Source organism: Caenibius sp. WL, assembly GCF_019803445.1.
Taxonomy (GTDB): Bacteria; Pseudomonadota; Alphaproteobacteria; order Sphingomonadales; family Sphingomonadaceae; genus Caenibius.
On sequence record NZ_CP081844.1, the window covers coordinates 3,065,717 to 3,091,824 of the forward strand.

Annotated in this window: 25 protein-coding genes; 15 read left to right on the top strand and 10 right to left on the bottom strand. The window is 65.7% G+C overall.

What is annotated here, in order from left to right; genetic code table 11:
• From K5X80_RS14760 to K5X80_RS14770, 3 genes are all read left to right on the top strand, one after another.
• Nucleotides 1-774, top strand: a complete 774-nt coding sequence (locus K5X80_RS14760) for an SDR family oxidoreductase (protein WP_222558465.1) — start codon at nucleotides 1-3, stop codon at nucleotides 772-774.
• 12 nt (nucleotides 775-786) lie between these two features.
• On the top strand, nucleotides 787-1,314 hold the full coding sequence (locus K5X80_RS14765) for an SRPBCC domain-containing protein (RefSeq protein ID WP_222558466.1): 528 nt from the start codon (nucleotides 787-789) through the stop codon (nucleotides 1,312-1,314).
• A gap of 162 nt (nucleotides 1,315-1,476) precedes the next feature.
• Entirely contained in the window at nucleotides 1,477-2,445 is a 969-nt protein-coding gene (locus K5X80_RS14770) for an aldo/keto reductase (protein WP_222558467.1), read from the top strand.
• Between the two features lie 265 nt (nucleotides 2,446-2,710).
• On the opposite strand, the gene K5X80_RS14775 is transcribed toward K5X80_RS14770, so the two are convergent.
• Together K5X80_RS14775 and K5X80_RS14780 are read right to left on the bottom strand one after the other, a co-directional pair.
• Entirely contained in the window at nucleotides 2,711-3,181 is a 471-nt protein-coding gene (locus tag K5X80_RS14775) for a helix-turn-helix domain-containing protein (protein ID WP_222558468.1), read from the bottom strand.
• Between the two features lie 378 nt (nucleotides 3,182-3,559).
• Complete coding sequence (locus tag K5X80_RS14780; protein ID WP_222558469.1) at nucleotides 3,560-4,372, bottom strand: sugar phosphate isomerase/epimerase family protein; 813 nt, start codon at nucleotides 4,370-4,372, stop codon at nucleotides 3,560-3,562.
• A gap of 104 nt (nucleotides 4,373-4,476) precedes the next feature.
• On the opposite strand from K5X80_RS14780, the gene K5X80_RS14785 reads away from it, so the two are divergent.
• Entirely contained in the window at nucleotides 4,477-5,217 is a 741-nt protein-coding gene (locus tag K5X80_RS14785) for a gamma carbonic anhydrase family protein (RefSeq protein ID WP_261390560.1), read from the top strand.
• 186 nt (nucleotides 5,218-5,403) lie between these two features.
• Nucleotides 5,404-6,078 (top strand): hypothetical protein, encoded by a 675-nt coding sequence (locus tag K5X80_RS14790; RefSeq protein WP_222558470.1) that lies wholly within the window; start codon nucleotides 5,404-5,406, stop codon nucleotides 6,076-6,078.
• 106 nt (nucleotides 6,079-6,184) lie between these two features.
• On the opposite strand, the gene K5X80_RS14795 is transcribed toward K5X80_RS14790, so the two are convergent.
• Nucleotides 6,185-8,527, bottom strand: coding sequence for a TonB-dependent receptor (locus K5X80_RS14795; RefSeq protein WP_222558471.1), 2,343 nt, complete (start codon nucleotides 8,525-8,527; stop codon nucleotides 6,185-6,187).
• Nucleotides 8,528-8,907: 380 nt separating this feature from the next.
• On the opposite strand from K5X80_RS14795, the gene K5X80_RS14800 reads away from it, so the two are divergent.
• Nucleotides 8,908-9,723, top strand: a complete 816-nt coding sequence (locus K5X80_RS14800; RefSeq protein WP_222558472.1) for an acid phosphatase — start codon at nucleotides 8,908-8,910, stop codon at nucleotides 9,721-9,723.
• Between the two features lie 48 nt (nucleotides 9,724-9,771).
• Here the strand turns inward: K5X80_RS14800 and K5X80_RS14805 are convergent, their stop codons facing one another.
• The 7 genes from K5X80_RS14805 to K5X80_RS14835 all read right to left on the bottom strand — a co-directional run bounded on the left by K5X80_RS14805 (nucleotide 9,772) and on the right by K5X80_RS14835 (nucleotide 17,821).
• On the bottom strand, nucleotides 9,772-10,740 hold the full coding sequence (locus tag K5X80_RS14805; protein WP_222558473.1) for an alpha/beta fold hydrolase: 969 nt from the start codon (nucleotides 10,738-10,740) through the stop codon (nucleotides 9,772-9,774).
• A gap of 103 nt (nucleotides 10,741-10,843) precedes the next feature.
• Nucleotides 10,844-11,305 (bottom strand): MaoC/PaaZ C-terminal domain-containing protein, encoded by a 462-nt coding sequence (locus K5X80_RS14810; RefSeq protein ID WP_222558474.1) that lies wholly within the window; start codon nucleotides 11,303-11,305, stop codon nucleotides 10,844-10,846.
• Nucleotides 11,302-11,805 (bottom strand): FAS1-like dehydratase domain-containing protein, encoded by a 504-nt coding sequence (locus K5X80_RS14815; RefSeq protein ID WP_222558475.1) that lies wholly within the window; start codon nucleotides 11,803-11,805, stop codon nucleotides 11,302-11,304. The genes K5X80_RS14810 and K5X80_RS14815 overlap by 4 nt, the downstream gene beginning before the upstream one ends.
• Before the next feature lie 25 nt (nucleotides 11,806-11,830).
• The gene (locus tag K5X80_RS14820) at nucleotides 11,831-13,018 is read right to left on the bottom strand and encodes an acyl-CoA dehydrogenase family protein (RefSeq protein WP_222558476.1); all 1,188 of its coding nucleotides are present in this window, start codon (nucleotides 13,016-13,018) and stop codon (nucleotides 11,831-11,833) included.
• An 8-nt stretch (nucleotides 13,019-13,026) separates the two neighbouring features.
• The gene (locus tag K5X80_RS14825) at nucleotides 13,027-16,482 is read right to left on the bottom strand and encodes an indolepyruvate ferredoxin oxidoreductase family protein (protein WP_222558477.1); all 3,456 of its coding nucleotides are present in this window, start codon (nucleotides 16,480-16,482) and stop codon (nucleotides 13,027-13,029) included.
• Complete coding sequence (locus K5X80_RS14830; protein ID WP_222558478.1) at nucleotides 16,479-16,886, bottom strand: VOC family protein; 408 nt, start codon at nucleotides 16,884-16,886, stop codon at nucleotides 16,479-16,481. Before K5X80_RS14830 ends, K5X80_RS14825 begins: the two co-directional genes overlap by 4 nt.
• On the bottom strand, nucleotides 16,886-17,821 hold the full coding sequence (locus tag K5X80_RS14835) for a VOC family protein (protein ID WP_222558479.1): 936 nt from the start codon (nucleotides 17,819-17,821) through the stop codon (nucleotides 16,886-16,888). The genes K5X80_RS14830 and K5X80_RS14835 overlap by 1 nt, the downstream gene beginning before the upstream one ends.
• 173 nt (nucleotides 17,822-17,994) lie before the next feature.
• Between K5X80_RS14835 and K5X80_RS14840 the strand changes: the two genes are divergently transcribed.
• The 9 genes from K5X80_RS14840 to K5X80_RS14880 are packed head-to-tail and all read left to right on the top strand — an operon-like array spanning nucleotide 17,995 to nucleotide 26,098.
• Nucleotides 17,995-19,125, top strand: a complete 1,131-nt coding sequence (locus tag K5X80_RS14840; protein WP_222558480.1) for an acyl-CoA dehydrogenase family protein — start codon at nucleotides 17,995-17,997, stop codon at nucleotides 19,123-19,125.
• The gene (locus K5X80_RS14845; RefSeq protein ID WP_222558481.1) at nucleotides 19,122-20,027 is read left to right on the top strand and encodes an SDR family NAD(P)-dependent oxidoreductase; all 906 of its coding nucleotides are present in this window, start codon (nucleotides 19,122-19,124) and stop codon (nucleotides 20,025-20,027) included. Before K5X80_RS14840 ends, K5X80_RS14845 begins: the two co-directional genes overlap by 4 nt.
• A 2-nt stretch (nucleotides 20,028-20,029) precedes the next feature.
• A complete protein-coding gene (locus tag K5X80_RS14850; RefSeq protein ID WP_222558482.1) occupies nucleotides 20,030-21,421 on the top strand; it encodes an OB-fold domain-containing protein in 1,392 nt (463 codons plus the stop codon).
• On the top strand, nucleotides 21,418-22,563 hold the full coding sequence (locus K5X80_RS14855; protein ID WP_222558483.1) for an acetyl-CoA acetyltransferase: 1,146 nt from the start codon (nucleotides 21,418-21,420) through the stop codon (nucleotides 22,561-22,563). The genes K5X80_RS14850 and K5X80_RS14855 overlap by 4 nt, the downstream gene beginning before the upstream one ends.
• Entirely contained in the window at nucleotides 22,560-23,366 is an 807-nt protein-coding gene (locus K5X80_RS14860; RefSeq protein ID WP_222558484.1) for an enoyl-CoA hydratase/isomerase family protein, read from the top strand. The genes K5X80_RS14855 and K5X80_RS14860 overlap by 4 nt, the downstream gene beginning before the upstream one ends.
• Nucleotides 23,363-24,085 (top strand): enoyl-CoA hydratase/isomerase family protein, encoded by a 723-nt coding sequence (locus K5X80_RS14865; RefSeq protein WP_222558485.1) that lies wholly within the window; start codon nucleotides 23,363-23,365, stop codon nucleotides 24,083-24,085. The genes K5X80_RS14860 and K5X80_RS14865 overlap by 4 nt, the downstream gene beginning before the upstream one ends.
• The gene (locus K5X80_RS14870; RefSeq protein ID WP_222558486.1) at nucleotides 24,085-24,522 is read left to right on the top strand and encodes a hotdog family protein; all 438 of its coding nucleotides are present in this window, start codon (nucleotides 24,085-24,087) and stop codon (nucleotides 24,520-24,522) included. The genes K5X80_RS14865 and K5X80_RS14870 overlap by 1 nt, the downstream gene beginning before the upstream one ends.
• Nucleotides 24,519-25,673 (top strand): thiolase C-terminal domain-containing protein, encoded by a 1,155-nt coding sequence (locus tag K5X80_RS14875; RefSeq protein WP_222558487.1) that lies wholly within the window; start codon nucleotides 24,519-24,521, stop codon nucleotides 25,671-25,673. The genes K5X80_RS14870 and K5X80_RS14875 overlap by 4 nt, the downstream gene beginning before the upstream one ends.
• Nucleotides 25,670-26,098 carry a Zn-ribbon domain-containing OB-fold protein gene (locus K5X80_RS14880; RefSeq protein ID WP_222558488.1) on the top strand — a complete coding sequence of 143 codons (429 nt, stop codon included), beginning with the start codon at nucleotides 25,670-25,672 and terminating at the stop codon, nucleotides 26,096-26,098. The genes K5X80_RS14875 and K5X80_RS14880 overlap by 4 nt, the downstream gene beginning before the upstream one ends.
• Nucleotides 26,099-26,108 lie beyond the last annotated feature (10 nt).

Genomic DNA, 26,108 nt, shown 5'->3' on the forward strand with positions numbered 1-26,108 from the left:
ATGATACTCAAGGACAAGGTGGTTATCGTCACCGGTGCGGGCCCGGGCATGGGCCAGGCGCTGTGCCGCGGGGCCGCGCAGGAAGGGGCGAAAGTCGTCGTTTCCGCGCGTTCGGTCGATGCGATCAATGCCGTGCGGGACGATATCCTCGCCCAGGGCGGGGAAGCGATCGCGGTGCCTTGCGACGTGTCCGACATGGGCCAGTGCCGCAATCTCGCCCAGCAGGCGCTCGCCAAGTGGGGCCGGATCGATGGCCTCGTCAATTCCGCCTACTTCCACCCGGACTGGACCCCGCTTCATCAGGCCGACATGGACCAGATGGTGCGGGTGATGGATGTCAACGCGCTGGGCGGCCTGCGCATGGCGCAGTGCGTGCTCCCGACGATGATCGAACAGAAATCCGGCTCGATCGTCAACGTTTCCACGCTTGCCACGCGCAAATGCAATCCGGGCGAAGGCGGTTATGCCATGGCCAAGGCGGCGCTCAACCAGATGACCCGGCAGCTCGCCGGCGAACTGACGGGCACCGGCATCCGCATCAACACCGCGCTGATGGGCTGGATGGATGGTGTGCCGCTGGATGGCTTCTTCGCTTCGCTGGGCAAGGAAGAAGGCGCAGCGTTCAAGAAACAGCGCGCTTCGGAAATCCCCATCGGCCACATCCCGCGCGATGCCGATTGCGCCAAGGCGGTCTATTTCCTGCTGTCCGACTATGCCAGCGAAGTCACCGGCGCTTCGCTCGATGTCAACGGCGGCGACTGGATGGCCCCTTAAGGAGACGATGTGATGGAAATGCTCGACTGGATGAAGCAGGCCAAGACATTGGCCGAAGATCCCGTGAACGGGTTCGATCCCGATGCGGTGACCGAAAGCGTCACCGTGGATATCGATGCCCCCGCCCGGATCGTGTGGGACATCCTGTGCGACATGCCGCGCTACAACGAATGGAATCCGTTCTGCGTCAAGGCGGTCTCCGAACTCAAGATGGGTGCGGCGGTCGATATGCGGCTGATGAACTATGCCGCCCCCGGATCGATCGTGCCCAATTGCGAATATATCTGCGCGCTCGACAAGGAACGGATGATTTCGTGGGAAATGGTCCATACGGATGCATGGCCCTATCCCGCCCGCCGCGATCAGGTGATCACGCCCACCGGGCCCAATTCCTGCCGCTACTATTCGACCGACGCCTTCCTCGGCAACAACGGCATCCATGTCTATCGCTTTGCCGGGCCATGGGTGAAGCGCGCGTTCGATGACAGCGCCTATGCGCTCAAGGCCCGCGCCGAAGCCTTCTTCGCCGCTGAAAACTGAGCGGACACGATAACCGGGACGGACGAAGATAGCGCGTTGCGCCATCTTCGTCCGCCTTGCTCTTCCTTGCCGGACCATCCTCGTGAAGGCTGCCCCGCAACCGGGCCCGCCGCGATGAATCGCGCCGCGCCGGGCGCACACGGAATTCCAGGAGACAGACACATGCTTACGAAAGTGACGCTGAACGAGACCGATCTGTCGGTCAGCCAGCTCTGCTACGGCACCAATATGCTGGGCTGGATGATCGATCAGGAAAAATCCAACGCCATTCTCGACCGCTTCGCGGAACTGGGCGGCAATTTCATCGACACCGCCCGTTCCTATGGCGACTGGGCGCCCGATGCCCCGAAGGGAGCCAGCGAACGCGCCGTGGGCGGCTGGCTCAAGACCCGCAGCCGCGATGGCCTGGTCATCGCCACCAAGGGCGGTTTCATGGATCTGCGCGCAGGCGACTGGCGCAACCGCGTCACGCCCGAGGACATCACGCAGGATCTGGGGGAAAGCCTCGATCACCTCGGCATCGACACGATCGACCTCTACTGGCTGCACGCCGACAACCCGGACGCCCCGGTGCAGCCGATCATCGATACGTTGCTCGGCCATCAGGAGGCGGGCCGCATCCGCTATTTCGGCGCATCCAACTGGTCGGCGGCGCGAATCGCTGAAGCCAATGCCTATGCCCAGTCGCTCGGCAAACAGGGCTTCGTCGCGTCGGAAACCTTCTGGGGCCTGGCCAAGCCGGACGCGGAAGCCGCCGCGCAGCAAGGCTATGTCCACTACTACGAAGGCGAGTACGAAGACCTGCACGCCGCGGGCCTGCCGATCATCGCCTATTCCGCGCAAAGCGGCGGCTACTTCACCAAGCTGGCCAAAGGCGCCGATGCGGTCCCCGACAATCTGAAAGCCCGCTACAACAATCCCGCGAATGCGGAACGGGCGAAGGCTGTGCAGGCGCTGGCGGAGAAGCACGGTGTTTCGATCAACGAAGTGGTGCTGTCCTATCTGCTGTCGCAGCCGAACCAGACCATTCCGATTTTCGGCGCCAGCAGCCCCGAACAGATCAGCGACAGCGCGAAAGCCGCCACGCTCAAACTGACGGCGGAAGAACTGGCCCAGTTGCGCGTGGGCTGATCCGCACCGCAACAATCCGGGGGGCCATCCGCAAGGATTGGCCCCCTTTTTTTGAGTGGTTGTACAGGCATACCTTCCTCCTTCGGCACCCCCGTCCGCTCATCCTGAGCTTGTCGAAGGATGCGCGCGAACGGCAGCCCCTTCAGCCACACCCTAGCGCGCGTCCTTCGACAAGCTCAGGATGAGCGGGGGTGGGTTTTGGCCTTCTCATCTCCCCACCTCACAGGTTGACGCAGAACGGCCCGAAAGTGCGCGGGCCGCCCGCTCACCACCGCAGCGCCGTGTCATACCCGCGCAAAGCCCGGTCATAGTGCGAGAGCAACCGCAACAGCGCGGTATCGCTGGGCTGGCGGCTGACCGCGGCAAAGCGCCCGCGATACATTCTCACCCGTACCGGCCCGGCAAAAGCGAGCGCGGGCAGATCATCGGGTGTGACTTTCCGCGCCGGTATCCTGATACCGGCCCGCCCGGCCAGCGCGGCATCCCATGCGGCGGCGAACCCTGCGGCATCGGCCCGGCGGCGCAGGCGATAGGCGCTTTCGCGCGAACGCCCCACCCGCGCGGCGGCTTCGGAAACAGAACCGGTCTGCGCCAGCCAGCCGATAAACCGCCCCTGCCGCACAGCATCCCACCCATCGCGCCGGGGGCGCACCGGCACGGGCACGAACGCGGGCAGGCGGCGGTAAGCGGGCCAGAGCTTCGGGGAACGGGCGAATGGGTTTCTGCGCTGTGCCATCCGGCAGGTTAGGGCAGATTTCGGGCGTGTAGGAAAGTGTTTTGCCGGGGGGATACTGCCGTTCCCGTTATTCCCATGCTGCCGTGCGTGGGGCCAGCCACAACCTCGTCATTCCCGCGCAGGCGGGAATCCAGCCGCAACCGTAGAACTGGATTCCCGCCTGCGCGGGAATGACTAAAGGGGTTTTCAGGCCAGCCTGCATGGCAAGCCAACCAGAAATACGGGGGCGAAGCCAATGCCCCCAAGTCCCCCATCCGTTCGTCCTGAGCCTGTCGAAGGACGCGCGCCACGATAGCGGCTATGCCACCAGCGCATTTAGGCCAATGGCAGAGCGCGGCCTTCGACAGGCTCAGGCTGAACGGGGTGGAGTGTTCGCCGTCACCCCGCCGCCAGCGCCTGCCGCACGCCATCAACCGCGCGATGGACCCGTTCAGCCACCGGCACGCCCACTTCGAGATCGGCATTGCGCGGGATTTCCACGCTGATCGGGCACCCTTCGGGCAGGGCCCGGGCGAAACCGGCCAGATCGAACACCCCTTCCCCCGGCAGCAGCCGTGCGGAAGAAGCTTCGAAATCGATCCGGTCTTCGGGGCAATCGGCCGCGCCATCGGCAATCTGGCCGTAGAGAATATATTCGGCGGGCGCTGCTGCTAGTTCCGCCACCGAACCGCCCGACCGCATCAGATGCAGCAGATCGACATTGACGCCGACCCGGCCGGGGCGGTTGATCCGCGCAACGAGGTCCAGCGCATCGGCCAGCGAGGGGACCTGCGATGGGGGATAGAATTCCACACCTACCCGCAGTTCGTAACTCGCCGCGAGATCGCAGAACGCCCCGAACTTGTCGAGCCGCCGCGCCGGGTCCCGGTCATAGATCAGCGCATTGAGCAATTGCGCATCAAGCTCCGCCGCGCATTCCAGCGCGGTCCGGAAACCGTCGATCTCCGTCCGCCCCCCCAGCGTGAAGGGATAGGCGAGATCGAGCGTGATCCCCAGTTCCTTCAGCCGTGCGCCCAGCGCCCTGCGCGCTACCCGATCGGTGTAGATGTCGAACTGCGGCAAATGCGGCAGCACCTCCATCGGCTGCATGAACAGGCAGATGCCGCGGCACCCGGCGGCGTGCGCGGCCTCGGCCAGCTGGATCGGCGTGGTATCGACGGCGGTGATATGATCGAGCGAAAGGGGCTGCATGGCCCTGCCCTAACCCAATCGGGGCAGGCTGGCCATAAGCACCGGCGCGAATCTCGCTCCGCCGCTCTGCGCTCCATCGCCAGAACGCTTGCCATCGCCAGACGATGGAGGCATCGCCGTTCGCAACCGGCAGCGGGGATGCGCTGCCCCGGCGCGGATTCGTCCGCCCGTTCCGGCATCACTTTCGGGAGCTTTCGCCCATGCCCTGCTACGCTTTCCACGGCATCACCCCGGTCGTCGATCCGACCAGCTACGTCCATCCGCTCGCCTCGCTGATCGGCGATGTGATCGTCGGGCCGGGCTGCTTCATCGCCCCCGGCGCATCGCTGCGCGGCGATTTCGGTCGCATCATCGTGGAGGGTGACAGCAGCGTGCAGGATTCGACCACGATCCACGCCTCCTCCATCCGCGACACCATCGTCCATCGCGGCGCGACACTGGCCCACGGCTGCATCATCCATGGGGCGGAGATCGGGGAAAACGCGCTGATCGGCATGAATGCCGTGGTGCTGGACAACGCCGTTGTCGGCGCGGAATGCTTGGTCGCGGCGCTGTCGCTGGTCAAATCGGATGTCGTCATTCCGCCGCGCAGCCTGGTGGTGGGCAACCCGGCCAAGATCGTCCGCACGTTCGAACCGCATCAGGTCACCTGGAAGAACGACGGCAAAGGCGAATACCAGCGGCTCGCCCGCGAAGCGCTTGCCGAAATGGTCGCGGTCGAACCGCTCGCGGCGATGGAGCCCGACCGCGCGCGCGTGCGCGGCCATGCGATTGCCGTGCGCCTGAGCGGCGATATGGCGCGTGAGCGCGAACGCCGCGCGGCCGAGGGAGACGGGGCGGAATAGCGCCGCGCCAATAAGGAACCCAAAGCGCCAAACGGAGCAATAGCGGAACAAAGCGCCCTGCTGCTGCCGCCCCGGCTTTGCGGGCGCGTGGCGGGGCTGTTATCTCCCGGAAACGTTTCCCCGCATGGCGGGCAAGACGAACGACAGCGCGCGAACAAGGATCGCGAGAGAGGGAGATCGATCGATATGGCAACCGCCGCCAAGGGCGCCCACGCCTGCACCATGGGGCATCTGGCCCTGCACTACGGCACCGCCGAAGAAGGGCCGAAAGCCGCCAAACTGCTGAAACTTCTCGGCATGGTGGAAACGCAGGTCCTGCCCCTGCCCGGCGGCAATTTCTATCGCTTCGTGGTCGACAATGCGCATTTCGCGCGGGGTGACGGGATCATCTACCTTTCCGCCCTGCCCGAACCGCAACGCAAGCTGATCGAAACGATCCACGAAGCGCTCGGCGTCGGCACCGAGAGCGAGCATGAAGCCGTCAAAGGCATGCGCGCGATGATGGACAACGATTTCGAAGCGAGCTTCCATTTCGGCTTCCTGCTGGAAAGCCTGGAAGACCTCGAACGCATCGTGCTCGATCTGCAGGACAAGGCGGAAAACGACCCCGATCTCAAGGGCCGTCTCAAATTCGGCTTCAACCGGGCCATGGCGGGCAATCCGGAAATCGATGCCCGGCTCGATGCCTCCCCCGTCTATGGCGATGTCACCCGCTATGCCTATGGCAGCCACGGCGTGCAGGCGTTCATCGAAACCGATCTGCTCAAGGCCGGCCAGTTGGGCGACAGCATGGTGATCGAACTGGACTATGTCTTTCCCGGCCACGACCAGCATATCCTGTCGGTCGTCGAACTGGGGTAAGCTTTCCCTTCACCGCATGCAAAAGGCCCGGCTGCCATTCCGCAGCCGGGCCTTTTTTGTGGGTTGAACGATGGCGGAATGTTTCCATTCCGCCATCGTCCGTATCTTAGAACTTGATCCCGGCGGTGATCCCGTACGTACGCGGATCGGGGAAGTAGCCGACGGTCAGGCCGTTGAAACCGGCGCCGAAGTCGATGAAGTTCGTGGCATTGTTTTCCTTGGTCAGGTTGCGCACCCAGAGCGAAACCTCACCCTTCACGTCGCCCGCCAGCGGGATTTCGCCAACGGCAGCGCGCAGGTTGACAATCGTGCGGCCCTTCGAACGCGTGTTGTGCGCGTCCTGCTGCCCGTCAAATTCCGGCACCAGCGCATAGGGGAAGGTGTAGTACTTGGAGACGTAGTTCAGATCGCCATTAAGCGTGAACTTGCCCCAATCGCCTTCGGCCACCCGCAGATCGGCACCGATCGAAGCGGTGTACTTCGGCGTGTGCGGGAACGCGCGGTTGTCCGAAACGTCCGGGCCGCCTGCGGTTTCGATGTAGTTCTTGTACTTCGCATCGAGGTACGCGAACGAGGCGTTGATCGTCAGCGCATCGACCGGACGCAGAACCGTTTCGACTTCGATCCCGCGGATACGCGCCTTGGCCGCGTTGCGAACGATCGACGAGGCCGCATCCTTGGCGGTGAACACGGACAGCTGAATGTCCTTGTGCTCATCCCAGAACGCCGCGAGGTTGAGGATCACCTTGCCACCAGCCAGACGGGTCTTCAGGCCGATTTCATAGCTATCGACCTTTTCAGGACGATAGGGATTGCACAGTTCGAAAGCACCAGTAGGGCAATCGGCAGTCGGTGCACGGAAATCGCTGGTTTCACCATTGAAGCCGCCCGACTTGAAGCCGCGTGCGAAGCGCGCATAGGCGTTCACGTTGCGGTCGAACTCGTACGACAGCGTGGCTGCGGGGCTGAAGTTGCTGTACTTGGCATCCGGCACATCGCCGTAGCCGATATCAACCACCGTGGTCAGCGGCTTGCCATCGGTCGTGCCGGCAGCGAAGAAGCGGCGGATGTCCTTCTTTTCTTCGGTGTAGCGCGCGCCGAGCGTCAGCTTGAGCGGATCGGTGATCCGGATGTCAGCCTGCGCGTAAAGCGCCCATGCCTTGGTGTGCGAACCGTAGTCCGACTGATAAACAGCCGCACCGCCCACCTTGGGGTCCACCACCGGGCCATAGGCGCCGAAGAAGCGCTGCGTGCCGAGCGTTTCCGCCTTTTCCTTGTAGTAGAACGCGCCGACCACGAAGTTCACGCGGTCATCCCACACGGTGCCGGTGGCCTGCAGTTCCTGGCTGAACGAGTGGAAATCCGTATCGCGGCCGGTGTAGGCAACATCATACTGCGTGCCATCGAGATCGATGCGGTCGTTCCACTTGAGATCGCGATAGGCAGTGATCGACTTCAGCGTGATATCGCCCAGTTCGAGCGCAGCCGTCAGCGAGTGGCCGTAGGAACGCGAACGTTCGTACAGACGGTCCTTGTTGAGGTGCGTGCTCGACTTGCGGTCGCGCTGTGCATAATCCGACAGCGGGATACCCGGGAAATCGCCACCGGCAACCAGCTGGCCGTAGTCCGGGCGCTGATCGAATTTCGAATAGTCGAACGAATAATCGAACGTCAGGGTGTCGGTGGGTTCGAAGCGGACCTGAACCATCCCGGTCTTGCTGTCGAGGTCGGCCATGCGGCCTTCCAGCGGCGAGGACATGAGCGGCGCGCCCGGGGTGCCATAAAGCGGATCGTTCGACAGCTTGATGAAGCCATCACGCTTGGAAATCTGGCCCGAAAGCTTGACCGACAGCGGGCCCATGGCCGGCAGGTCGAGCACGGCCTTGCCGCGCCATGCATCGAAATTGCCGTAGCTGATTTCGGCCGAACCGCCCAGTTCGCCCGAGGGCTTCTTGGTGACGAGGTTCACCGCACCGGCCAGAGCGTTACGGCCGTAGAGCGTGCCCTGCGGGCCGCGCAGCACTTCGACGCGTTCCAGATCGGCGACGTCGAAGATCGAGCCCTGCGCCTTGGCGATGTACACGCCGTCGAGATACAGGCCGACAGCCGGTTCCCAGGTGATCGCGGGATTGATGGTGACCGAGCCACGGATCGAAATCTGCGAGATCGTCTTGTTCGACGGGGCGCGTTCGATCTTCACGTTTGGCGCGATCGCGCCGAGGCTGTCGATCGAGGTGATGCCGCGCGATTCGAGGAACTGGCCCGACACGGCCGAAATGGCGATCGGCACGTTCTGGATGTTTTCCGCACGCTTCTGCGCGGTCACGATAATTTCGCCGATTCCGGCATCCGCGGGTGCGGCGGCTTCGTCCTGCGCGAATGCCACACCGGGCATTGCAGCAAAGAGACACGACCCGCAAAGCGCGGTCGAGACGAGAAGCTTTTTCATTTAGACCCTCCTATGCACGGCGTTTGGGGAGAAAGTGCCCGCGCATGAGGCTGGGCCGATGCATACTCAGGCCCCTTTTTGCAAGGGTGCGGGCCCTGTCGGAGAGGGGCGCAGCACCAATTGGTTATATAGCGTTGCTAATTGGCAACATGCCGATCGCATCAATGGGCGGCGTGCAGCGCCCCCGGCAGCCCATCCTCCACAGGTGCGAGGCCATCACCCCCGCGTGGCCACGCCGCACAGGGCCGCGACCGCGGAACTGTGCGTTGCCTGATCTAAAGGACATGACTACAGCCACTTGGCAGAGACCGATGCACTCCCCCGAGCGGAAGCGGGTGCCTGAAATCGACAAGATCAACCAGAGCAAGAGGACAAATGGGATGAGAACAGCATGGATTGCGGGCGCGCTGGCGCTGGCCGGGGCGGGCGCGGCTATCGGCGCGGGGACGGCGGTCGTTGCCGAACAACCTCTGCCGGCGCTGGACAAGCTGCGTATCACCCCGGGCTATCTGGAAACCGCGCAACTGCCTGACAGTCTGATTTTCATCCCGCCGCCGCCGACAGAAGGCAGCCCCAGCCTGGCCCGCGATCACGAGGCATCGCAGCGCGGCCTCGCCCTGCGCGGCACCGCCCGCTGGGATCTGGCCACCACCGATGCGGACCTGTTCACGCCCAAGGACACCGATGCGCTGTCCTGCGCGGCGGGCTTCGCCATCGGGCCGGACACCGCCCCCGCCATCAACCGCGTGCTGCGCCGGGCGACGATGGATTTCGCCATGTCGACCGGGGCCGTGAAAAAGAAGCACCAGCGTGCCCGCCCGTTCATGGAAAACGGCCAGCCCACCTGCACGCCGGCGCATGAATCCTTCCTGCGCAAGGATGGCTCCTATCCCTCGGGACATAGCGCGGTCGGCTATGGCTGGAGCCTTGTCCTCGCCGAACTGCTCCCCGATCGGGTGGCGCAGGTGATCGCGCGCGGGCGGGCCTTCGGCGACAGCCGCCGCGTCTGCAACGTCCACTGGCAGAGCGATATCGAAGAAGGCCGCATTGCCGCCAGCGCGGCCTTTGCCCGGCTGCAATCCGTCCCCGCGTTCCAGGAAGACCTGAAAGCCGCCCGCGCGGAAATCGCCGCCGGCAATCTGCCCGCGCCCAAACGCGACTGCGCCAAGGAAGCCGAAGCGCTGGCCATGCAATAAGGCCACCAGCGGCCTGCAACCGGCAGGGCATCGCGCCCTGCCGGATCGTTATGCGAAATCGGCCAGAAATTCGCGCATCAGCCGGGTCACGTCGTCCGATTTTTCAAGCTGGATCAGATGCCCCGCCTGGGGCAGCATTTCGACCCGCCGCACATCGGCATGGTGGTGGTGAATTTCCGCCAGCGGATTTTCACCGTGCCAGGCTTCGAGATCGACGTCCTGTTCGCTGCCGATGAAATAGAAGGGCGCCTGTGTCTTGCTCCCCCGCCACGGCGCGCGCTGATGCCAGCGGATATCCATCGCGCGATACCAGTTGAGCCCACCGGTGAAGCCCGACTTTTCATAATCGGCAACGATCTCGTCCATTTCCGCCTCGGTCAGCCAGGCCCAGGGGAACCGTGGCGCTTCGGGCAGGGCGTCGAGATAGGTCGTGCCCGGCGGATGCCGCCACACGTCGAGATAATGGTAATCGCCCGACAGGGCATGGAACACACGCGTGAGGAACGCGCGCGGCGCGGCGGCCAGATCGGCATCGGCCACGCCCGGTTCGCGGAAGTAATCGATATGGACGAAATGCTCTTTCGCCCATTCCGCCGCTTCCTCCAGCGGAGTCACATCGGGACGATCCGGATAATGCGGGTTTTCGAGCGCGATGATGCCCCGCACCTTTTCCGGATGGAGATGCGCCAGATCGAAAATCGCGAAGACACCGAAATCGAGCCCCGCGAAAACCGCCTGTTCCTCCCCCAGATGCTCCACCAGCGCGGCGAGATCGCCCGCCGTCTGCACGCAATCGTAAGCTTCCTTTTCGGGCGGGGCCTCGGTCTGGCCCATGCCGCGCATGTCCGGCACGACCACGCGCCAGCCCGCTTCGGCCAGCGGGCCGATCTGCCGGTGCCAGCTATACCAGGTGTGGGGGAAGCCGTGGCACAGGATGAGCAACGGGCCCTGCCCCTGCTCCACATAGTGCATGGCGATACCGTTGATAGTGGCGGTGTGGTGTTGTGGTCCTCTCATGGGCACGGACGCTACCAGACACGCAAGGCAAGCTCAAACGCCGGCGCACACTTCCGGCCGGATGGCAAAATCGGCCCTGCCGGCAAAGACCTGCCCGCCGAGATCATGCCGGATCGAGAGCGGGCGGATGCCACGCATCGGCAGGAATGGCCGCGCAATCGCCCCCGGCGGCATCGGGCCGCGCCAGCAATAGCGCCATGGCCGACAGCCGTTCGTCCGCCGAACGGCATTCCAGATCGAGCCAGATCCACAGCGCACCGGGCGGGCCGGTCTCCTGCCGCAGAACGCTGCCCGAATAGGCGATTGCCGCGCCCGGGCAGACCGGGCGGCGCATTTTCAGCCGCCACCGCGCGATCCGCGCGCCCGGCCCCGCCCACGCCATCGCATAGGCATGGAACCAGCCGGTCTGCGTCGGCGCGTTCATAATGATGTCGGGCAGCTTCATGCCTTGCGCATGGGCGATATCGTGATGCTGGGGCTGCCAGTCGCGGCTGGCGGCCGCGCCCATCGTGATATCCCGCGCGGACACGATGCGGCGGAGTGGAGGCAGGGCACCGCCGCTCATGCCGCGCTCTCCGCGCCATATCCGAAAAAGCGCAAAGTCTCCGCGCCGAACAGGGTGTCATCCCCGGCGCAGCGGTATTCCACCCGGATGGTCCAATAGCGCCCGTCCCCCAGGCGCGTGGTGCACGGCTCGCCAAGGTCCACCAGAATCTGTTCGCTGCGCACTCTCACGCCGGGCCGGATCGGGGCAGCCGCTTCGCTTTCCATCTCCGCCACGATGGCGCGCGGCAGGCCGAGCCTGTCCTTGACGAGGAAATGCAGCGCCAGCCCGCTCGTGCCCACATCGCCACCGGGATGCCACATCACCGGGCGGTTCCACGCCGAAAGCAGCGCGGGCGGCGCGAACACCACAGCCGGATCGTCCGCCCAATAGGCGGGCGTGCCATCCTGCACCGCGGCGGCGAACAGGCGGATCGCGCCTGCCTCCACCGCGCCGTCGCTCACTTGCGCAAACTGCGGCCGGCCGATCAGTGCGGCCAGATCGTCCGGTATGCCGGTCATCCCCGGCGGCCTCCGCCCGCCCGGATCATTTCAGCGGCAGGCCCAGCCCGCGCCGGGCGATGATGTTCTTCTGCACTTCGGACGTGCCGCCGCCGATCGTGTCGAGCGGGGTGGTCTGGTAGAAATGTTCCCACACCCCGTTGTCCACCGCGTAATCGGCCCCTTTGCGCAAGAGCCCGGCGGGGCCGAGATGATCGAGCACGAAATCGGTGATCACCTGCCCCAGCCGCGTGGCGAAAACCTTGTACATCGCCGCTTCCACCGCCGGCACTTGCCCCCGCGACGCAGCATCGACCACGCGCCGTTGCAGCATCTTGGCGGTTTCCACGTCCGCGCCCAGCCGCCCGACCTGCCGCCGCACGCCGATATCGTCGGCCAGCGGCGCACCGCCCCGATCCGTCGTGCGCAGCGCTTCCAGCGCGCGCTCGAACTTCTGGAGCAGCGGGTTGATCGTGTAGAAGGTGAAGCGTTCGAAATCGAGCGCTTCGCAGACATAAGTCCAGCCCTTGTTCAATTCACCGACCAAGGTTTCCGGGCCGATGCGAACATTGTCGAAGAACACTTCGTTGGTGTGGTGGTGGCCCATCGTCACGATCGGGCGCACTGTCAGCCCCGGATGATCCATGCGGATCAGGAACACGCTGATGCCCTTGTGCTTGGGCGCATCGGGATCGGTGCGCGCGGCGACCCAGTACCATTCCGCGAAGTTGGCCGAGGTGGTCCAGACTTTCTGTCCGTTGAGCACCCAGCCATCCCCGTCCCGTTCCGCCTTCAGCTTCAGGCTGGCCAGATCGGAGCCGGAACCGGGTTCCGAATAGCCGAGCGCGAATTCCACTTCTGCATCGAGGATCAACGGCAGGAAGCGCTGCTTCATCTCTTCCGAACCGTGGCGGATGATCGTCTTGCCGATGCACCCCACGCCCTTGCCGATCAGCGGCGCACCGCGCAGGGCCAGTTCCTCGTTCAACAGGTATTCGAAAATGCCGGGAACGTCCTGCCCGCCATATTCCTTCGGCCATGACATGCCGAGATAGCCCTGGGCCGCCATGCGTTTGCAGAACGCCCGCCGTTCCGGGCTGTTGGCCAGTTGCGAATGGGCATCGCGATCCGGCGCCATGAATTCCGCCGCATCGGGATGCCGCGCCTGTTCATCCAGGAAAGCCCGCACGCCAGCGGCGAATTGCTGTTCTTCGGCGGTAAGCTTGAAATCCATGATGCGTCCTATGCCGTCTCGAGTTCGGCCACAGCGTCGGCCACGTCCTTGCGGACCTGCTCCAGCTTGGTTTCCTTGACCACGCCGTAGCCTTTCACCCCTTCGTAGGCGGCGGCGATAGCGGCCAGTTGCGGGAGATTGTCCGGTGTGGCCCGGGCCAGCAACCGCTCCACCAGCGCTTCGTATTCGCCGCCCAGCGCGCGTTCCATCCGGCGGTGGGCGCTGCGCCCGAACAGGTCGAACGCGGTTCCGCGCAGCCCCTTCATCCGCGCCAGCGCGCGATAGAGATGCAGCACCCACGGGCCGAATTCGCGCTTCCTCTCCCGCCCATCGGGCCCACGCCGCGAAATCAGCGGCGGGGCGAGGTTGAAGCGCAGCTTCACATCGCCTTCGAACGTTTCCGCCAGCCGCCGTTGCAGGGAACCGTCGCTGAACAGGCGGGCGACTTCGTATTCGTCCTTGTAATAGAGCGCTTTGGCATATCCTCGCGCCACCGCCGGGGTCAGCCGATCCGCCGTGCCGGTCAGCCCGCGCTCCGCCTCGGCAACGCGGGCTACAAGCGCGCGATAGCGCTCTGCCAGCGGCGCGCCATCGAAGGCGGCCAGCAGCCCGGCCCAATCGTCCACCACTCGCGCGGGCGTGCGCCGTTCGGCCGGCTGATCGCCATCTGCAATCCACCGCGCGGGTGTATCGGCATCGGTGGCGGCAATCCGGCCAAGCTGGAACGCGGTGAGGTTCAACGTCACCGCCGCACCGTTCAGTCGGATCGCGGTTTGCAATGCGTCCAGTGACAGCGGGATCAGCGCCTTCTGCCAGGCATAGCCGACCATCAGCATGTTCGCGCCGATGGCATCGCCCAGTTGCGACACGGCAATCGCCGTCGCATCGATCCCGGACAATGCGTTTTCGCCCGCCTTGGCGGCGATCACATCGGCCAGTTTGTCCGCGCTGAAATCGAGATCGGGATTGGTGGCGAAGGCCGATGTCGGCGCGACGAAGCGGTTGAACACCACCTGCGTGCGGCCCCGCGCCATCTTGGAGAGGCTTTCCGCCGAGGCGGCCACCACCAGATCGCATCCCAGCACCACATCGGCGCGCCCTTCCGGGATGCGCGGCACATGGCCGGTGGATTCCCCGCGCGTCAGCCGCACATGGCTGGTCACCGGACCGTTGCGCTGGGCGAGGCCGGAGAGGTCGAGCACTGTCACCCCCAGCCCGTCGATATGCGCCGCCATGCCGAGGATCGCCCCGACCGTGACCACGCCGTTGCCACCGATCCCGGCCACCACCGTGCTGTGCGTGCCGGTGATTTCAGGCAGGTGCGGCAGAGGCAGGTCCACCCCATCGATGATCGCGTCCAGCTTGCCCGGCTGCGCCTTGCGCGGCGTGCCGCCTTCGACAGTGACGAAGCTGGGGCACAGCCCTTTGACGCAGCTGAAATCCTTGTTGCAGACCGACTGGTTGATCCGCCGCTTGCGCCCGAAGGGGGTTTCTTCCGGTTCGATCGCCACGCAGTTCGACTGGATGCCGCAATCGCCGCAGCCTTCGCAGACATCGGCATGGATGAACATGCGCTTGTCGACATCGGGCACTTTGCCGCGCTTGCGCAGACGGCGGCGCTCGGTGGCGCAGGCCTGATCGTAGATGATCGCGGTGACGCCCTGCACCTCGCGCAGCGCCTGCTGCACCTGATCCAGCGCATCGCGATGGTGGAAGGTCACGCCCGGCGGGAAATCCCTGGGATCGTGGCGCGTGGGATCGTCCGCCACCACCGCGATCTTCTTCACCCCTTCGGCATGGAGCTGCCCCGCGACATGCGGCGCGGAGACGCTGCCATCGAAGGATTCGCCTTCGATGGGCTGGCCGCCGGTCATCGCAATCGCGCCGTTGAGCAGGATCTTGTAGGTGATGTTGACGCCCGCCGTGACGCAGGCGCGGATCGCCAGAAGGCCGGAATGGAAATAGGTGCCATCGCCCAGATTCTGGAAGATGTGATCCATTTCCATGAACGGCGCCTGCCCGATCCACGCCGCCCCTTCCCCGCCCATGTGATAGAGCGTGATCGTGTGCCGGTCGGGCAGCCAGGTGGCGAGACCATGGCAACCGATCCCGCCCATCGCCACCGAACCATCGGGCACGCGGGTGGAGGTGTTGTGCGGACACCCGGCGCAGAAGCTCGGCATCCGCACCAGACCGGCGGCGGCGGCGGTCACTTCGGGGGCCGCCGCGTCCGGTTCGTTGGTGGCGAGCAGGCGCTGGAGGTCTTCGCCCGGATTGTGCGCCAGCAGGCGGTTGCGCAGCGCCTGCATCACGCTGGCCGGGGCCAGTTCGCCCACTTGCGACAGCAGCGGCGCGCCGGACAGATCGCGCTTGCCGGTCAGCGCCGGGCGGCGGTCTGCGGGCAGATTGTACAGGATATGGGCAAGCTGTTCCTCTATGACCGGGCGTTTCTCCTCGATCACCAGCAATTCGTCGCAACTCTCAGCGAAAGCCCTGATCCCTTCGGGCTCCAGCGGCCAGCTCATCCCGACCTTGTAGAGCGCGATCCCCGCCGCTTCGGCCCGCGCAGAGTCGAGCCCCAGCCCATCGAGCGCTTCCAGCGTGTCGAGCGTCGCCTTGCCGGTGGTGACGATGCCCAGCCGCCGCGGGCCACGCCCGCCCAGCACCTGCCGGTCGATCCCGTTGGCGCGAGCGAAAGCTTTCACCGCTTCCAGCCGGTGGTCCATCTGTTTGGCTTCGGCCACGATCGGCATCACGCCAAGCTGGATATTCAGCCCGCCGGGGGGCAGCGCATAGTCTTCCGGCATACGGAACCGCAGCCGTTCCGGCGCAACATCGACGCGGGAGGAAGATTCGATCGTGTCGGTGATGCATTTGAACCCGACCCACGCCCCCGAATAGCGCGACATGGCGAACCCGGCGAGGCCGAGGTCGAGATAATCCTGCACATGTGCGGGATTGAACACCGGCATGCCGAAATGGATCAGCGCATGATCGCTCTGATGCGCGACGGTGGAAGAACGCGCGGCGTGATCGTCGCCGCACAGCACCAGCACCCCGCCGTTCTTTGCCGCACCGGCAAAGCTGCCATGCTTGAGCGGATCGCCCGAACGGTCCACCCCCGGCCCCTTGCCGTACCACATGGCGAAAACGCCATCGTATTTCGCCTTGCCGATCAGCCCGGTCTGCTGCGTGCCCCAGACGGCGGTGGCGGCCAGATCCTCGTTCACGCCCGGCTGGAAATGAATGGCGTGCTGATCGAGGAATTCGCGCGCCTGCCACAGGGCGAGATCGTAAATCCCCAGCGGCGAACCGCGATAGCCCGAAATGAAACCCGCCGTGTTCAGCCCCGCTTCCCGATCCCGCATGGCCTGCATGATCGGCAGGCGCACCAGCGCCTGATTGCCGGTGAGATACACATGGCCGCTGGCGGCGCGGTATTTGTCGTCGAGGCTGACGGTCATGCCGCAACCGTTTCCATCAGTTCGACAGTGACACCCTGCCCATCCTGGATTTGCGCGGCGCGCACGCCCGGGCGCACATCGCGCGGCGGCACCGGAATGGGAAAGCCCGCAGCGCGCGCCGCATCGACCACGGCATCGAGATTGGTGACTGCCAGCGTCAGATAGCGCAGGCCGGTTTCAGCATCGAACGCGCCGCTATCCGCCTTGCGCGCCACCTGCGCATCAGGAATGCACAGCCGCAGGATCGCATCGCCGACTGTCAGCCGCACAATCGTCATCCCCGGAAAGCTGACTTCGCCCTCGACCGGGAAGCCGAGCAGCCCGTTCCAGAACGCCAGGGCCCCATCGCGATCGTTGGTGACGATCCCGACATCGATATGCGGCTGTGCCAGTTGCGCGGCCATTATGCTCTCCGTCCTGTTTCTTCGATGCTTTCGGCGGTGAGGCCCCGGTGCCCCCAGATGTCGCCCGGCCCGCGATATTTCGGCGTCCAGTCCGGCCCGACCTGAATCGCGCCCCAGCCGATTTCGACTTCCACGCCCGAAGGCGATTCGACGTAGAACGACACGATCCGGTCGTTCGAATGGCGGCCGAGAGAAGCAGTGATCCTGCACCCCGCCGTGATCACCCGGTCATAGGCCTGCCCTACCATGTCGAGATCGCTCGCCTCGAACATGATATGATGCACGCCGTTGATTGGTGCGACTTTCATCAGCCCCACCGTGTGATGGCGCGAATTGATGTGGAAGAAATTGACCGTCTGCTCCGGCCCGACATGGTAATAATCGGTCAGCCGGAAGCCGAGCACGCGGGTGTAGAAATCGCAATTCGCCTCGTAATCCGCCGCGAACAGATTGATGTGCCCCATGCCCAGCGCGCCCGTGAGGAATTCGATCCCGCGCGTATTGCGGTAATCGTTCGTCACCAGCGGGCCATAAAACAGTTCGATCGCGTTGCCTGCCGGGTCCTGCGTGAAGCCGATGCCGGTTACCGCGCGGGCGGTGCATTCCTCGCCGCGCCCACGCCGCGCGGGGAAACCAGCCGCTTCCAGTTCCGCCAAGGCTGCATCCAGTTCGAACGGCCCGCGTAGTTCCAGCCCCATGTAGCGCAGCCCCGGCGCCCCCGCGGCGGGATGGATACCCAGCCGCCACGACCAGTCATCGATTCGAAAGAAAGCCGAGCCATCGGCCGAGCGGCCATCATCCCCCGCACCGGAAACATAGGCTTCCGCACCCGGTGCGCGGCCAAGGTCCAGCCCCAGAATATCGCGCCCGAAGGCGATCCACGCCTCCACATCGGGCACATTGAGGCCGACATACCCCAGACCGAGAATTTGCATCACCCTCTCCATTCGTTATTTTTAGATACTATTAGTACCGTTATTTTCTGTCAATATGCGCTCACCAGCGGGGCCGATGCAATGGTAAGGCTGGACAAGGCAGAAAATTATCAGTACCGGTAGTTTCGTATAAGGAAGCCGGATGGGCATCCGGGGGCGGGAGACGCGAGAGAATGGATCTGAGTCTGTCCGGGGAACAGGAGGCGCTGCAACGCTCCATCCGTTCCCTGTGTGAAGATCGGTTCAGCACTGCGGCCATGCGGGCCTGCGAGGACGATCCCACCGCCGCATCGGCTATTTATGAAAACCTCTATACGCTCGGCCTCGGCGGCATCCTGATCCGTGAGGAGGATGGCGGGCTGGGCCTGGGCATGACCGAAATGGTCGTGGCACAGGCCGAACTCGGCCGGGCGCTGGTGCCGCTGCTGTTCACCGAAAGCACCGTGCTCGCCGCCACTCTGCTGGCTGATAGCACGGACGAAACGGCGCGCGGCGTTCTGGCCGCGCTCGCCACCGGGGAAAAGCGCGCGACCTGCGCCTGGCAGGAAAGCAGGCGTGCGCCTTTGGAAGGGCCGCAGGCCACACGGCTGACCACGGCCGGCGGCGCGGCGCGCCTCTCCGGCGAAAAAAGCTTCGTGCCCGAAGTGCGGCTTTCCGACTGCCTTCTCGTTCATGCCAGCGATGACGCGAGCAGCCCTGCCCTGTGCCTTGTCGAACGCGGGGCGGCGGGCATCGCCATTTCCGATCAGCCCAACATGGCCGACCTCGCCATGGCCGACCTGCGCTTCACCGACACGCCGGTGCTGGCCGTCACCGCGCAGGGCGATGCGGCGATGGCCGCGTGGGACCGGGCCCAGACCGCAATGAAAATCGCTATCGCCGCGCAGGCTGTCGGCGGGGCGGAAAAGGCGCTCACCATGGCGCGCGACTATGCCGCCACGCGCCAGCAATTCGGCCAGCCCATCGGCGCGTTCCAATCCATCGCGCACTATCTCGCCGATGCGGCGGTCAATGTCGAAGGGGCGCGGATGCTGGTCTATCGCGCGGCTTCCGCCGCCGACGATGGCGATCCCGCCGGCACCTGGGCGGACATGGCCAAAATGAAAGCCTGCCAAGTCTATCGCGACGTTTCCGCGCTTTCCATCCAGATTCACGGCGGCATCGGCTTCACGCTGGAAGCCGATCCCCAACTCTACTTCCGAAGGGCAAAGCATTTGCAACTGATGTACGGCGATCCGCTCAATCTCCAGGAACGGGCCGGCCATGCGCTGATCGCGGGCACGCACAAGGTGCTGGAGGCATGAGCGCCGCCCAGCCCCTGCTCGACGGGCGCCCGGCCATCGTCACCGGCGCGGCGGGCGGGATCGGCCGGGGGCATGTCCTCCACCTCGCCGCCGCCGGCGCACCGGTCGTCATCAACGATATCAACGGCGCAGCGGCCGAAGCGCTGGCCAGGGACGTTATCGCGGCCGGGGGGCAGGCGCTGGTTTCCACCCACGATATCGGCACGCGCGAAGGAGCCGAAACGCTGGTGCAAGCCTGCTGCGAAGCGTTCGGTAGCGTGCGCATTCTCGTCAACAACGCGGGCAACCTGCGCGACAAGACTCTGCTCAAGATGACGGACGACGATCTCGACGCGGTGCTGACCGTCCATGTCAAAGGCACCTTCTGGTGCACGCAGGCCGCCGCGCGGGCGATGGCCGATCAGGGCGCGGGCGGCGCGGTGATCAACACCACATCAGGCGGCCATTTCGGCAGCTTCGGCCAGACCGCCTATTCCGCCGCCAAAGGCGCCATCGCTTCGATGACATACACCTGGGCACTGGAACTGGCGCGCTATGGCATCCGCGTGAACGCCATCGGCCCGCTGGGCACCACGGCCATGTCGAAGACGTATCGCGATGCCGACGGCAAGCCGGGGCAGGATTTCGATCCCACGCTGAATGGCCCCGCGGTGGTCTATCTGTGCAGCGACGAGGCGGCCAACGTTTCGGGCCAGATTTTCGGCACCGGGGGCGAACGTCTTTCCCACATGGTGCAGCCGCATTACGGCAAAACGCTGATCCAGCCGGGCGGGTGGGATGTGGAGAGCATCCGCCGCCATTTCCAAGCGCAGATGCCCGGCCAGTTCGGTGCGTTCGGCATTCTCGGCAAGCCTTATCCCTTCCACGGCGGGGTCTATCCCCCCACCCCCACGGAGGATTGACGATGGCCGGGATCGTCGACTGGGGCGTGCATATCCCCGCGCATCGCCTGCCCCGCGCCCTGCTGGCCGGACGCAAGGCGGACAGCGGGCCGGAACGGGCGCTGGCCTGGGCGGACGAAGACAGCGTGACCATGGCAGTGGATGCCGCTCGGCTCTGCCTGAAAGACCGCGCGCGGGACACGATCGATCTGCTGCTTTTCGCCACCACCACCTATGCCTTCGCGGAGAAGCAGGGGGCGGCGCTGATCGCTGCCGTGCTCGGCCTGCCGCAGACCGTGCGCACCGCCGATATCGGCCATTCGCTGCGCGGCGGGGCGCAGGCGCTGCTGCTGGCCCACGATGCGGTCAAGGCAGGGCGCGCCCGGCAGGCACTGGTGCTGATCGCCGATTGCCGCATGGGCGCGCCGGGATCGGAACTGGAACGCAGCGGCGGCGACGCAGCGGTGGCGTTCCTGATCGGGCACGATGGGGTCGTGGCCGAACTTGCGGGCAGCGCGGCACATTCGGAAGAACTGCTCGATGTCTGGCGGCGCGGTGCCGACCGCTTCATCCATCAGTGGGAAGACCGCTTCACCACGCAATACGGCTTTCTCGATCCCAGCGCCGCCGCCGCTGCCAAGCTGCCCACGGCGGCGGACGGCGCGCACCGCATCTGGGCGACCAGCGCCCCCAACAAGCGCGCCTTGGGCAGTCTCGCCAAAGCGATCGGCGCAGCGCCCACCGCCATGGTGCCCGCCCTGTTTGACACGGTCGGCTATTGCGGCACGGCGCAGGCCCCGCTCCTGCTCGCCGCCGCGCTCGACACGGCGAAAGCGGGGCAGGAACTCGCCCTGCTTGCCCATGGCGATGGGGCGGAAGCATTGCTTTACACCGTGGTCGCTGCGCGCCCCGGCCATGCGGTGGCCGATGCCGTGGCGCAGCGTATCCCCGTCCCCTCACCCGCCGCCTATCGCCGGGCGCGCGGGCTCGACGCGGCCGAATATCCGCCGGTCGACGATCAGGGCATTTCCGCCACGATCCATTTCCGCGAACGGGCGGAGGATTTGCGCCTGCAAGGCCAGCGGTGCGCCTGCGGCGAACCGCAGTTTCCCAAACAACGCGTCTGCATCCGTTGCGGGGCGAAAGACCGGTTCACGCCGGAAGATTTCGCCGAACGGGGCGGAACGCTCGTCACCTATACGCTCGATTCCTTCTTCCCCTCCCCCACTCCGCCCACGGCGGTGGGCGTAGTGGAGGTGGCGGATGGCCCGCGCATCTACATGCAGGTGGCCGATCTGCCCAAGGAAGGCCCCACGCTGGGCATGCCGCTGCGCTTCGCCTTCCGCCGCATTCACGATGCGGGCCAGCGCCCGAACTATTTCTGGAAAGCCCTGCCCGAAAGGAATGTGCCATGAGCCTGAGGGATAGGGCCGCGATTGTCGGCGTGGGCTGCACCCATTTTATGGAGAACTGGACCAGCAGCGCCGAAGACATGATCGTCGATGCGGTGTTCGAAGCCTATGCCGATGCCGGGATCGAAGACCCCAACCGCCAGATCGATGCGGTGTTCTGCGGCTCGCTCTATTCCGCGATGGGGCCGGTCGATGTGTCGGAAGCGCTGAAGCTCTACAAACCGCTGACGTCGGTTTACAATTACTGCGCCACCGGCACCGAAGTGGTCCGCGCCGCGGTGATGGCGATTGCCGCCGGGGCTTACGATACGGTGCTGGCCGTGGGCTACGACAAGCCCAAGGATCGCGGCGTCTCCGGCCCGCCGGTTGCATTTCGCGGCGTGCGCGATCTGCCCGCCACACCCGCCGGATGGTTCGCGCTGGCCGCCGCACCCTATTTCGCGAAATTCGGTGCCGGGCGTGAAGAATTGGCACAAATCGCAGTGAAAAATCACCATAACGGCACTCTCGCCCCCAAATCCTTCCTCAAGAAGGAAATCACGGTGGAAGATGTGCTGAATGCGCGGATGATTGCCTGGCCTTTCGGGCTCTACGATTGCGCCGCGCAGACCGATGGCGCGGCAGCGGTGATCGTCACCCGCGCCGATCTGGCGCGCAACCACCCGAAGCAGCCGGTGCTGGTCAAGGCGATCACTTCGCACTGTGCCCCCCACCCGCACACCGACCCGGACCATGATTTCCTGCGTTGGAAAGCCACCGAAAACGCCGCGCAGGACGCCTATCGCATGGCCGGGATCGACGATCCCTTCCGTCAGATCGATGTGGCGCAACTGCATGACTGCTTCACGCTGACGGAACTGCTGTCTTACGAGGATCTCGGCTTCATTCCCAAAGGGGCGGCGAAGGAGCACATCGCCAGCGGCACGTTCACGCTGGCGGGCGAACTGCCGGTCAACACCGATGGCGGCCTGAAAAGCTTCGGCCACCCCACCGGGGCCAGCGGCGCGCGCATGATCGTGGAGAACACGCTGCAACTGCGCGGCGAAGCCGGGGCACGGCAGGTGCAAGGGGCGAAACTGGCCTTGAGCCACAACATCGGCGGCTATCCCACGGGCTGCGCCGTCAGCATTCTGGGGGTGGAATGAGCGGGCCATACGAAACGCTGGATATCCGCATTGCCGATCATATCGCAGTGCTGACCCTGTCGCGCGAGGCGCGCCACAACGCGATTTCCAGCCGAATGAATAGGGAACTGCCGCGGGCCTGGCGGCAGCTCGAAGCCGATCCCGCCGTGCGCGTGATCGTGGTGACGGGCGCGGGCGGCAAGGCATTCTGCACCGGGGCCGATCTCGCCGATCTGCCCAAAACGGAAGACCCCGCATTCGCGCGGCAGCTTGCCTCCATCGGCTGGACCGGGCGGCAGAACGGCGTGACCAAGCCGGTGATCGCCGCGATCAACGGCCTGGCCGTGGGCGCGGGCCTGCATTTCGCGGCGGATTCCGATATCGTCCTCGCCGCCGATCATGCGCAGTTCGTGGATAGCCATGTGGCGGTCGGCCTGATCGCCGCGCTGGAACCCATCGGCCTTGCCCGGCGCATGCCGCTGGGCGCGGTGATGAAACTGGCGCTGACCGGCGGGGACGAGCGCCTTTCCGCGCAGGAAGCATGGCGGCTGGGCATGGTGGACGAGATCATGCCGCTGGACGCGCTGATGCCGCGCGCGATGGAACTGGCCGCCAGCATCGCCCGCCATTCCCCCACCGCCGTCGCCCGCACCCGCGCGGCGATCTGGGCGTCCAAGGAATTGCCGCTGAGCGCAGCGCTGGAGGAAGGCTGGCGCCATATCCTGGCGCAGAACGATCATCCCGATCTGGCCGAAGGCGTGGCCGCGTTCGTCGAAAAGCGCGCGCCCCAATGGCGCGACCGCGATCCGGGGGACGTGGCGTGAGCTACGGCACGCTGGCCATCGCCCGGCGTGGCGCGGTCGCGGTGATCGCGCTGACCAGTGCCGACGGGATGAACTGCTACACCCCGGAAATGGGCGAAGACCTCGTGGCGGCCCTGCGCGCGGCGGCGGCGGACGAGGATGTGGCCGCCATCGTCCTCACCGGCAGCGGGCGGGCGTTCTGCGCGGGGGCGCATCGCGATGTGTTGACCGGCGCGCTCGGCCCATCCGGCCTGCGCATTGGGCAGGAGGCATTCATCGCCAGCTTCGCCCCCGAATTCGCCGCCATTCCCAAGCTGACCATCGCCGCGTTCAATGGTTCCGCCGCCGGGATCGGCGTGACGATGAGCCTGTTGTGCGATCTGCGGCTGGCCGTGCCAGGCGCGCGGTTGCGGCTCAATTTCGCGGAACTGGGGATCATGCCCGGGCTGGGTTCGACCCGCACGCTGGCCCGCCTTGTCGGGCCGGCGCGGGCCAAGACACTGCTGCTGTGCAGCCAGACGCTGACCAGCGAAGAAGCCGCCGCCATCGGGCTGGTCGACGAAGTGCTTCCGGCCGATGCCTTGCAGGATCGTGCGCTGGCGCTGGGGAAAGCCGCCGCCAGCGCCAGCCGCGCGCTGGCCGCTGAAATCAAGGCCGCCGTCGATGCCTCCGGCGAAGGCGATCTCGCCACTGCCCTGCGCCGCGAAGCCGATGCGGCGCAACGGCTGCGAGGGGCGTGATGGCGCGGCAGGCAATCCGTTTCGACGATTACGACGGCTTCGCCCGGATCGAAGCCCGGGGCTTCACCGCGTGGGGGCCGGAGGTGCCTCTGGAGCGGGAAACCGTTGCCGCTTTCCTTGCCGTGACCGGCGCACCCGGCGATGGCGCGCAGATTCCCGGCGTCATGCTACAGGCCATGCTGCCCCGGCTCGTGCCCGGGCACGATTGGGAAGTGACCGGGCATAGCGGGGCGATCAATCTTGGCAGCCCGACGATCCGCTTCCCCATGCCCGCGCAGGCCGGGGCACGATTGCGCGGGCGCAGCCGCCTGTCCGCCGCCACGCGCCATGCCCGGGGCACTGTCGTCGCCATGGAATTCGAAGTGATCGAACACGGGGCGGCAGAGCCCTGCCTGCGGTCGATCATCGAACTGCTCTATCTCGGACAACCGGCATGACCATCGCGGGCAAAGTCGCCATCGCGGGTATCGGCCAGACGCCGTTCGGCCGGGGGCTGGAGCCATCGGAGCGCGAACTCGCCTGCATCGCCATCGACGCGGCGCTGAAGGATGCCGGGGTCGATGCGGGCGAAATCGACGCCCTGTGCAGCTACACCATGGAAGCGACGCCCGATTTCGAAATCGTGCGCAATTGCGGGTTCGGCCCGCTGCACTATTTTTCGCAAGTGCCCCATGGCGGCGGCGCGGGCCCGGCGGCCATCGGCCATGCGGCCATGGCGCTCGCCACCGGGCAGGCGAAAGCCGCTGTCGTCTGGCGCGCGCGCAAACGCTCCGCCGCCGCCAGCCGGGTCTGGGCGCAATCGGCCGCCGTGCTGGAAGACCACTGGAAATGGTCGCGCCCCTCGGGCCTGCTGCGCCCGGTGGATGAAGTGGCGGTGATGGCGCGCCGCTATGCCCACGAATATGGCGATATCGCCCCGGCGCTGGCCGAAATCGCCATGGCGCTACGCGCTTATGCCTGCGCCAATCCGGCGGCGATGATGCATGGCAAACCGATGGATGAAGCGGCCTATTACGCTGCGCGCATGGTGGCCGATCCGTTGCGCCTGTTCGACAATTGCCTCGAAACCGATGGCGCGGTGGCGCTGGTCCTGCTGCCGGTGGAACGGGCACGAGATGCCCGGCAGAAACCCGTGGTGATCGAAGCATTCGCGCAGGGGATGATTCCCGGCCATCAGTCGATGGCCGATTTCCACCGCGCCGATGCGCTGACCGGTTGCGGCCATGTCGCGGCACAGCAGCTCTGGCGCATGACCGGTTTCACCCCCGCCGATGTCGATGTGGCGCAGATTTACGATGCGTTTTCGCCGCTGATCCTGTTTTCGCTGGAAGCCTATGGCTTCGTGCCGAAAGGCGAAGCGGCGCGCTTCATCTGCGATGGGGCCCTGCGCCCCGATGGCGCGCTGCCGACCAACACGGCGGGCGGCGGCCTGTCGGAAGCCTATCTCCACGGGCTCAATCTCGTAACTGAGGCGGTGCGGCAAATTCGCGGCACCGCCACCACCCAGATTGCCAGTGCCCGGCTCGCGCTTGTCACCGGGTGCGACGCCACGCCCAACGGCGCCCTGCTGCTGCGGAGCGACGGATGATCCCCGGCATTCCCCTCCCCTCGCGCGATGGCCCGTTCGAAGCGGGTTTCTGGGCCGCGCTCGACCGGGGCGAAATGGCGCATCAGCAGTGCGCAGCGTGCTCCGCCTGGCATTTTCCCCCGCGCTGGCGCTGCGCCTGTGGAGGCACGCTGGCTTACCGGCCCGTTTCCGGCCGGGCGCGGCTGTGGTCATGGACGGTGGTTCATCCCCCCGTCCTGCCCGCTTTCGCCCCGTTCGCCCCTTATCCGGTGGCAATTGCCGAACTGGCGGAAGCCCCCGGCCTGCGCATGGTGGGGCCACTGGTGGAGCAACCGGGCGACCCGCTCAACCATGTCGATCCGGCGCGGTTGCGCATCGGCATGCCGCTCACGGCCTGCGTGATCGCCCTGGCCGATGGCGTGCGCTGGCCCGCCTGGAAAATCTGAATTCTACCGG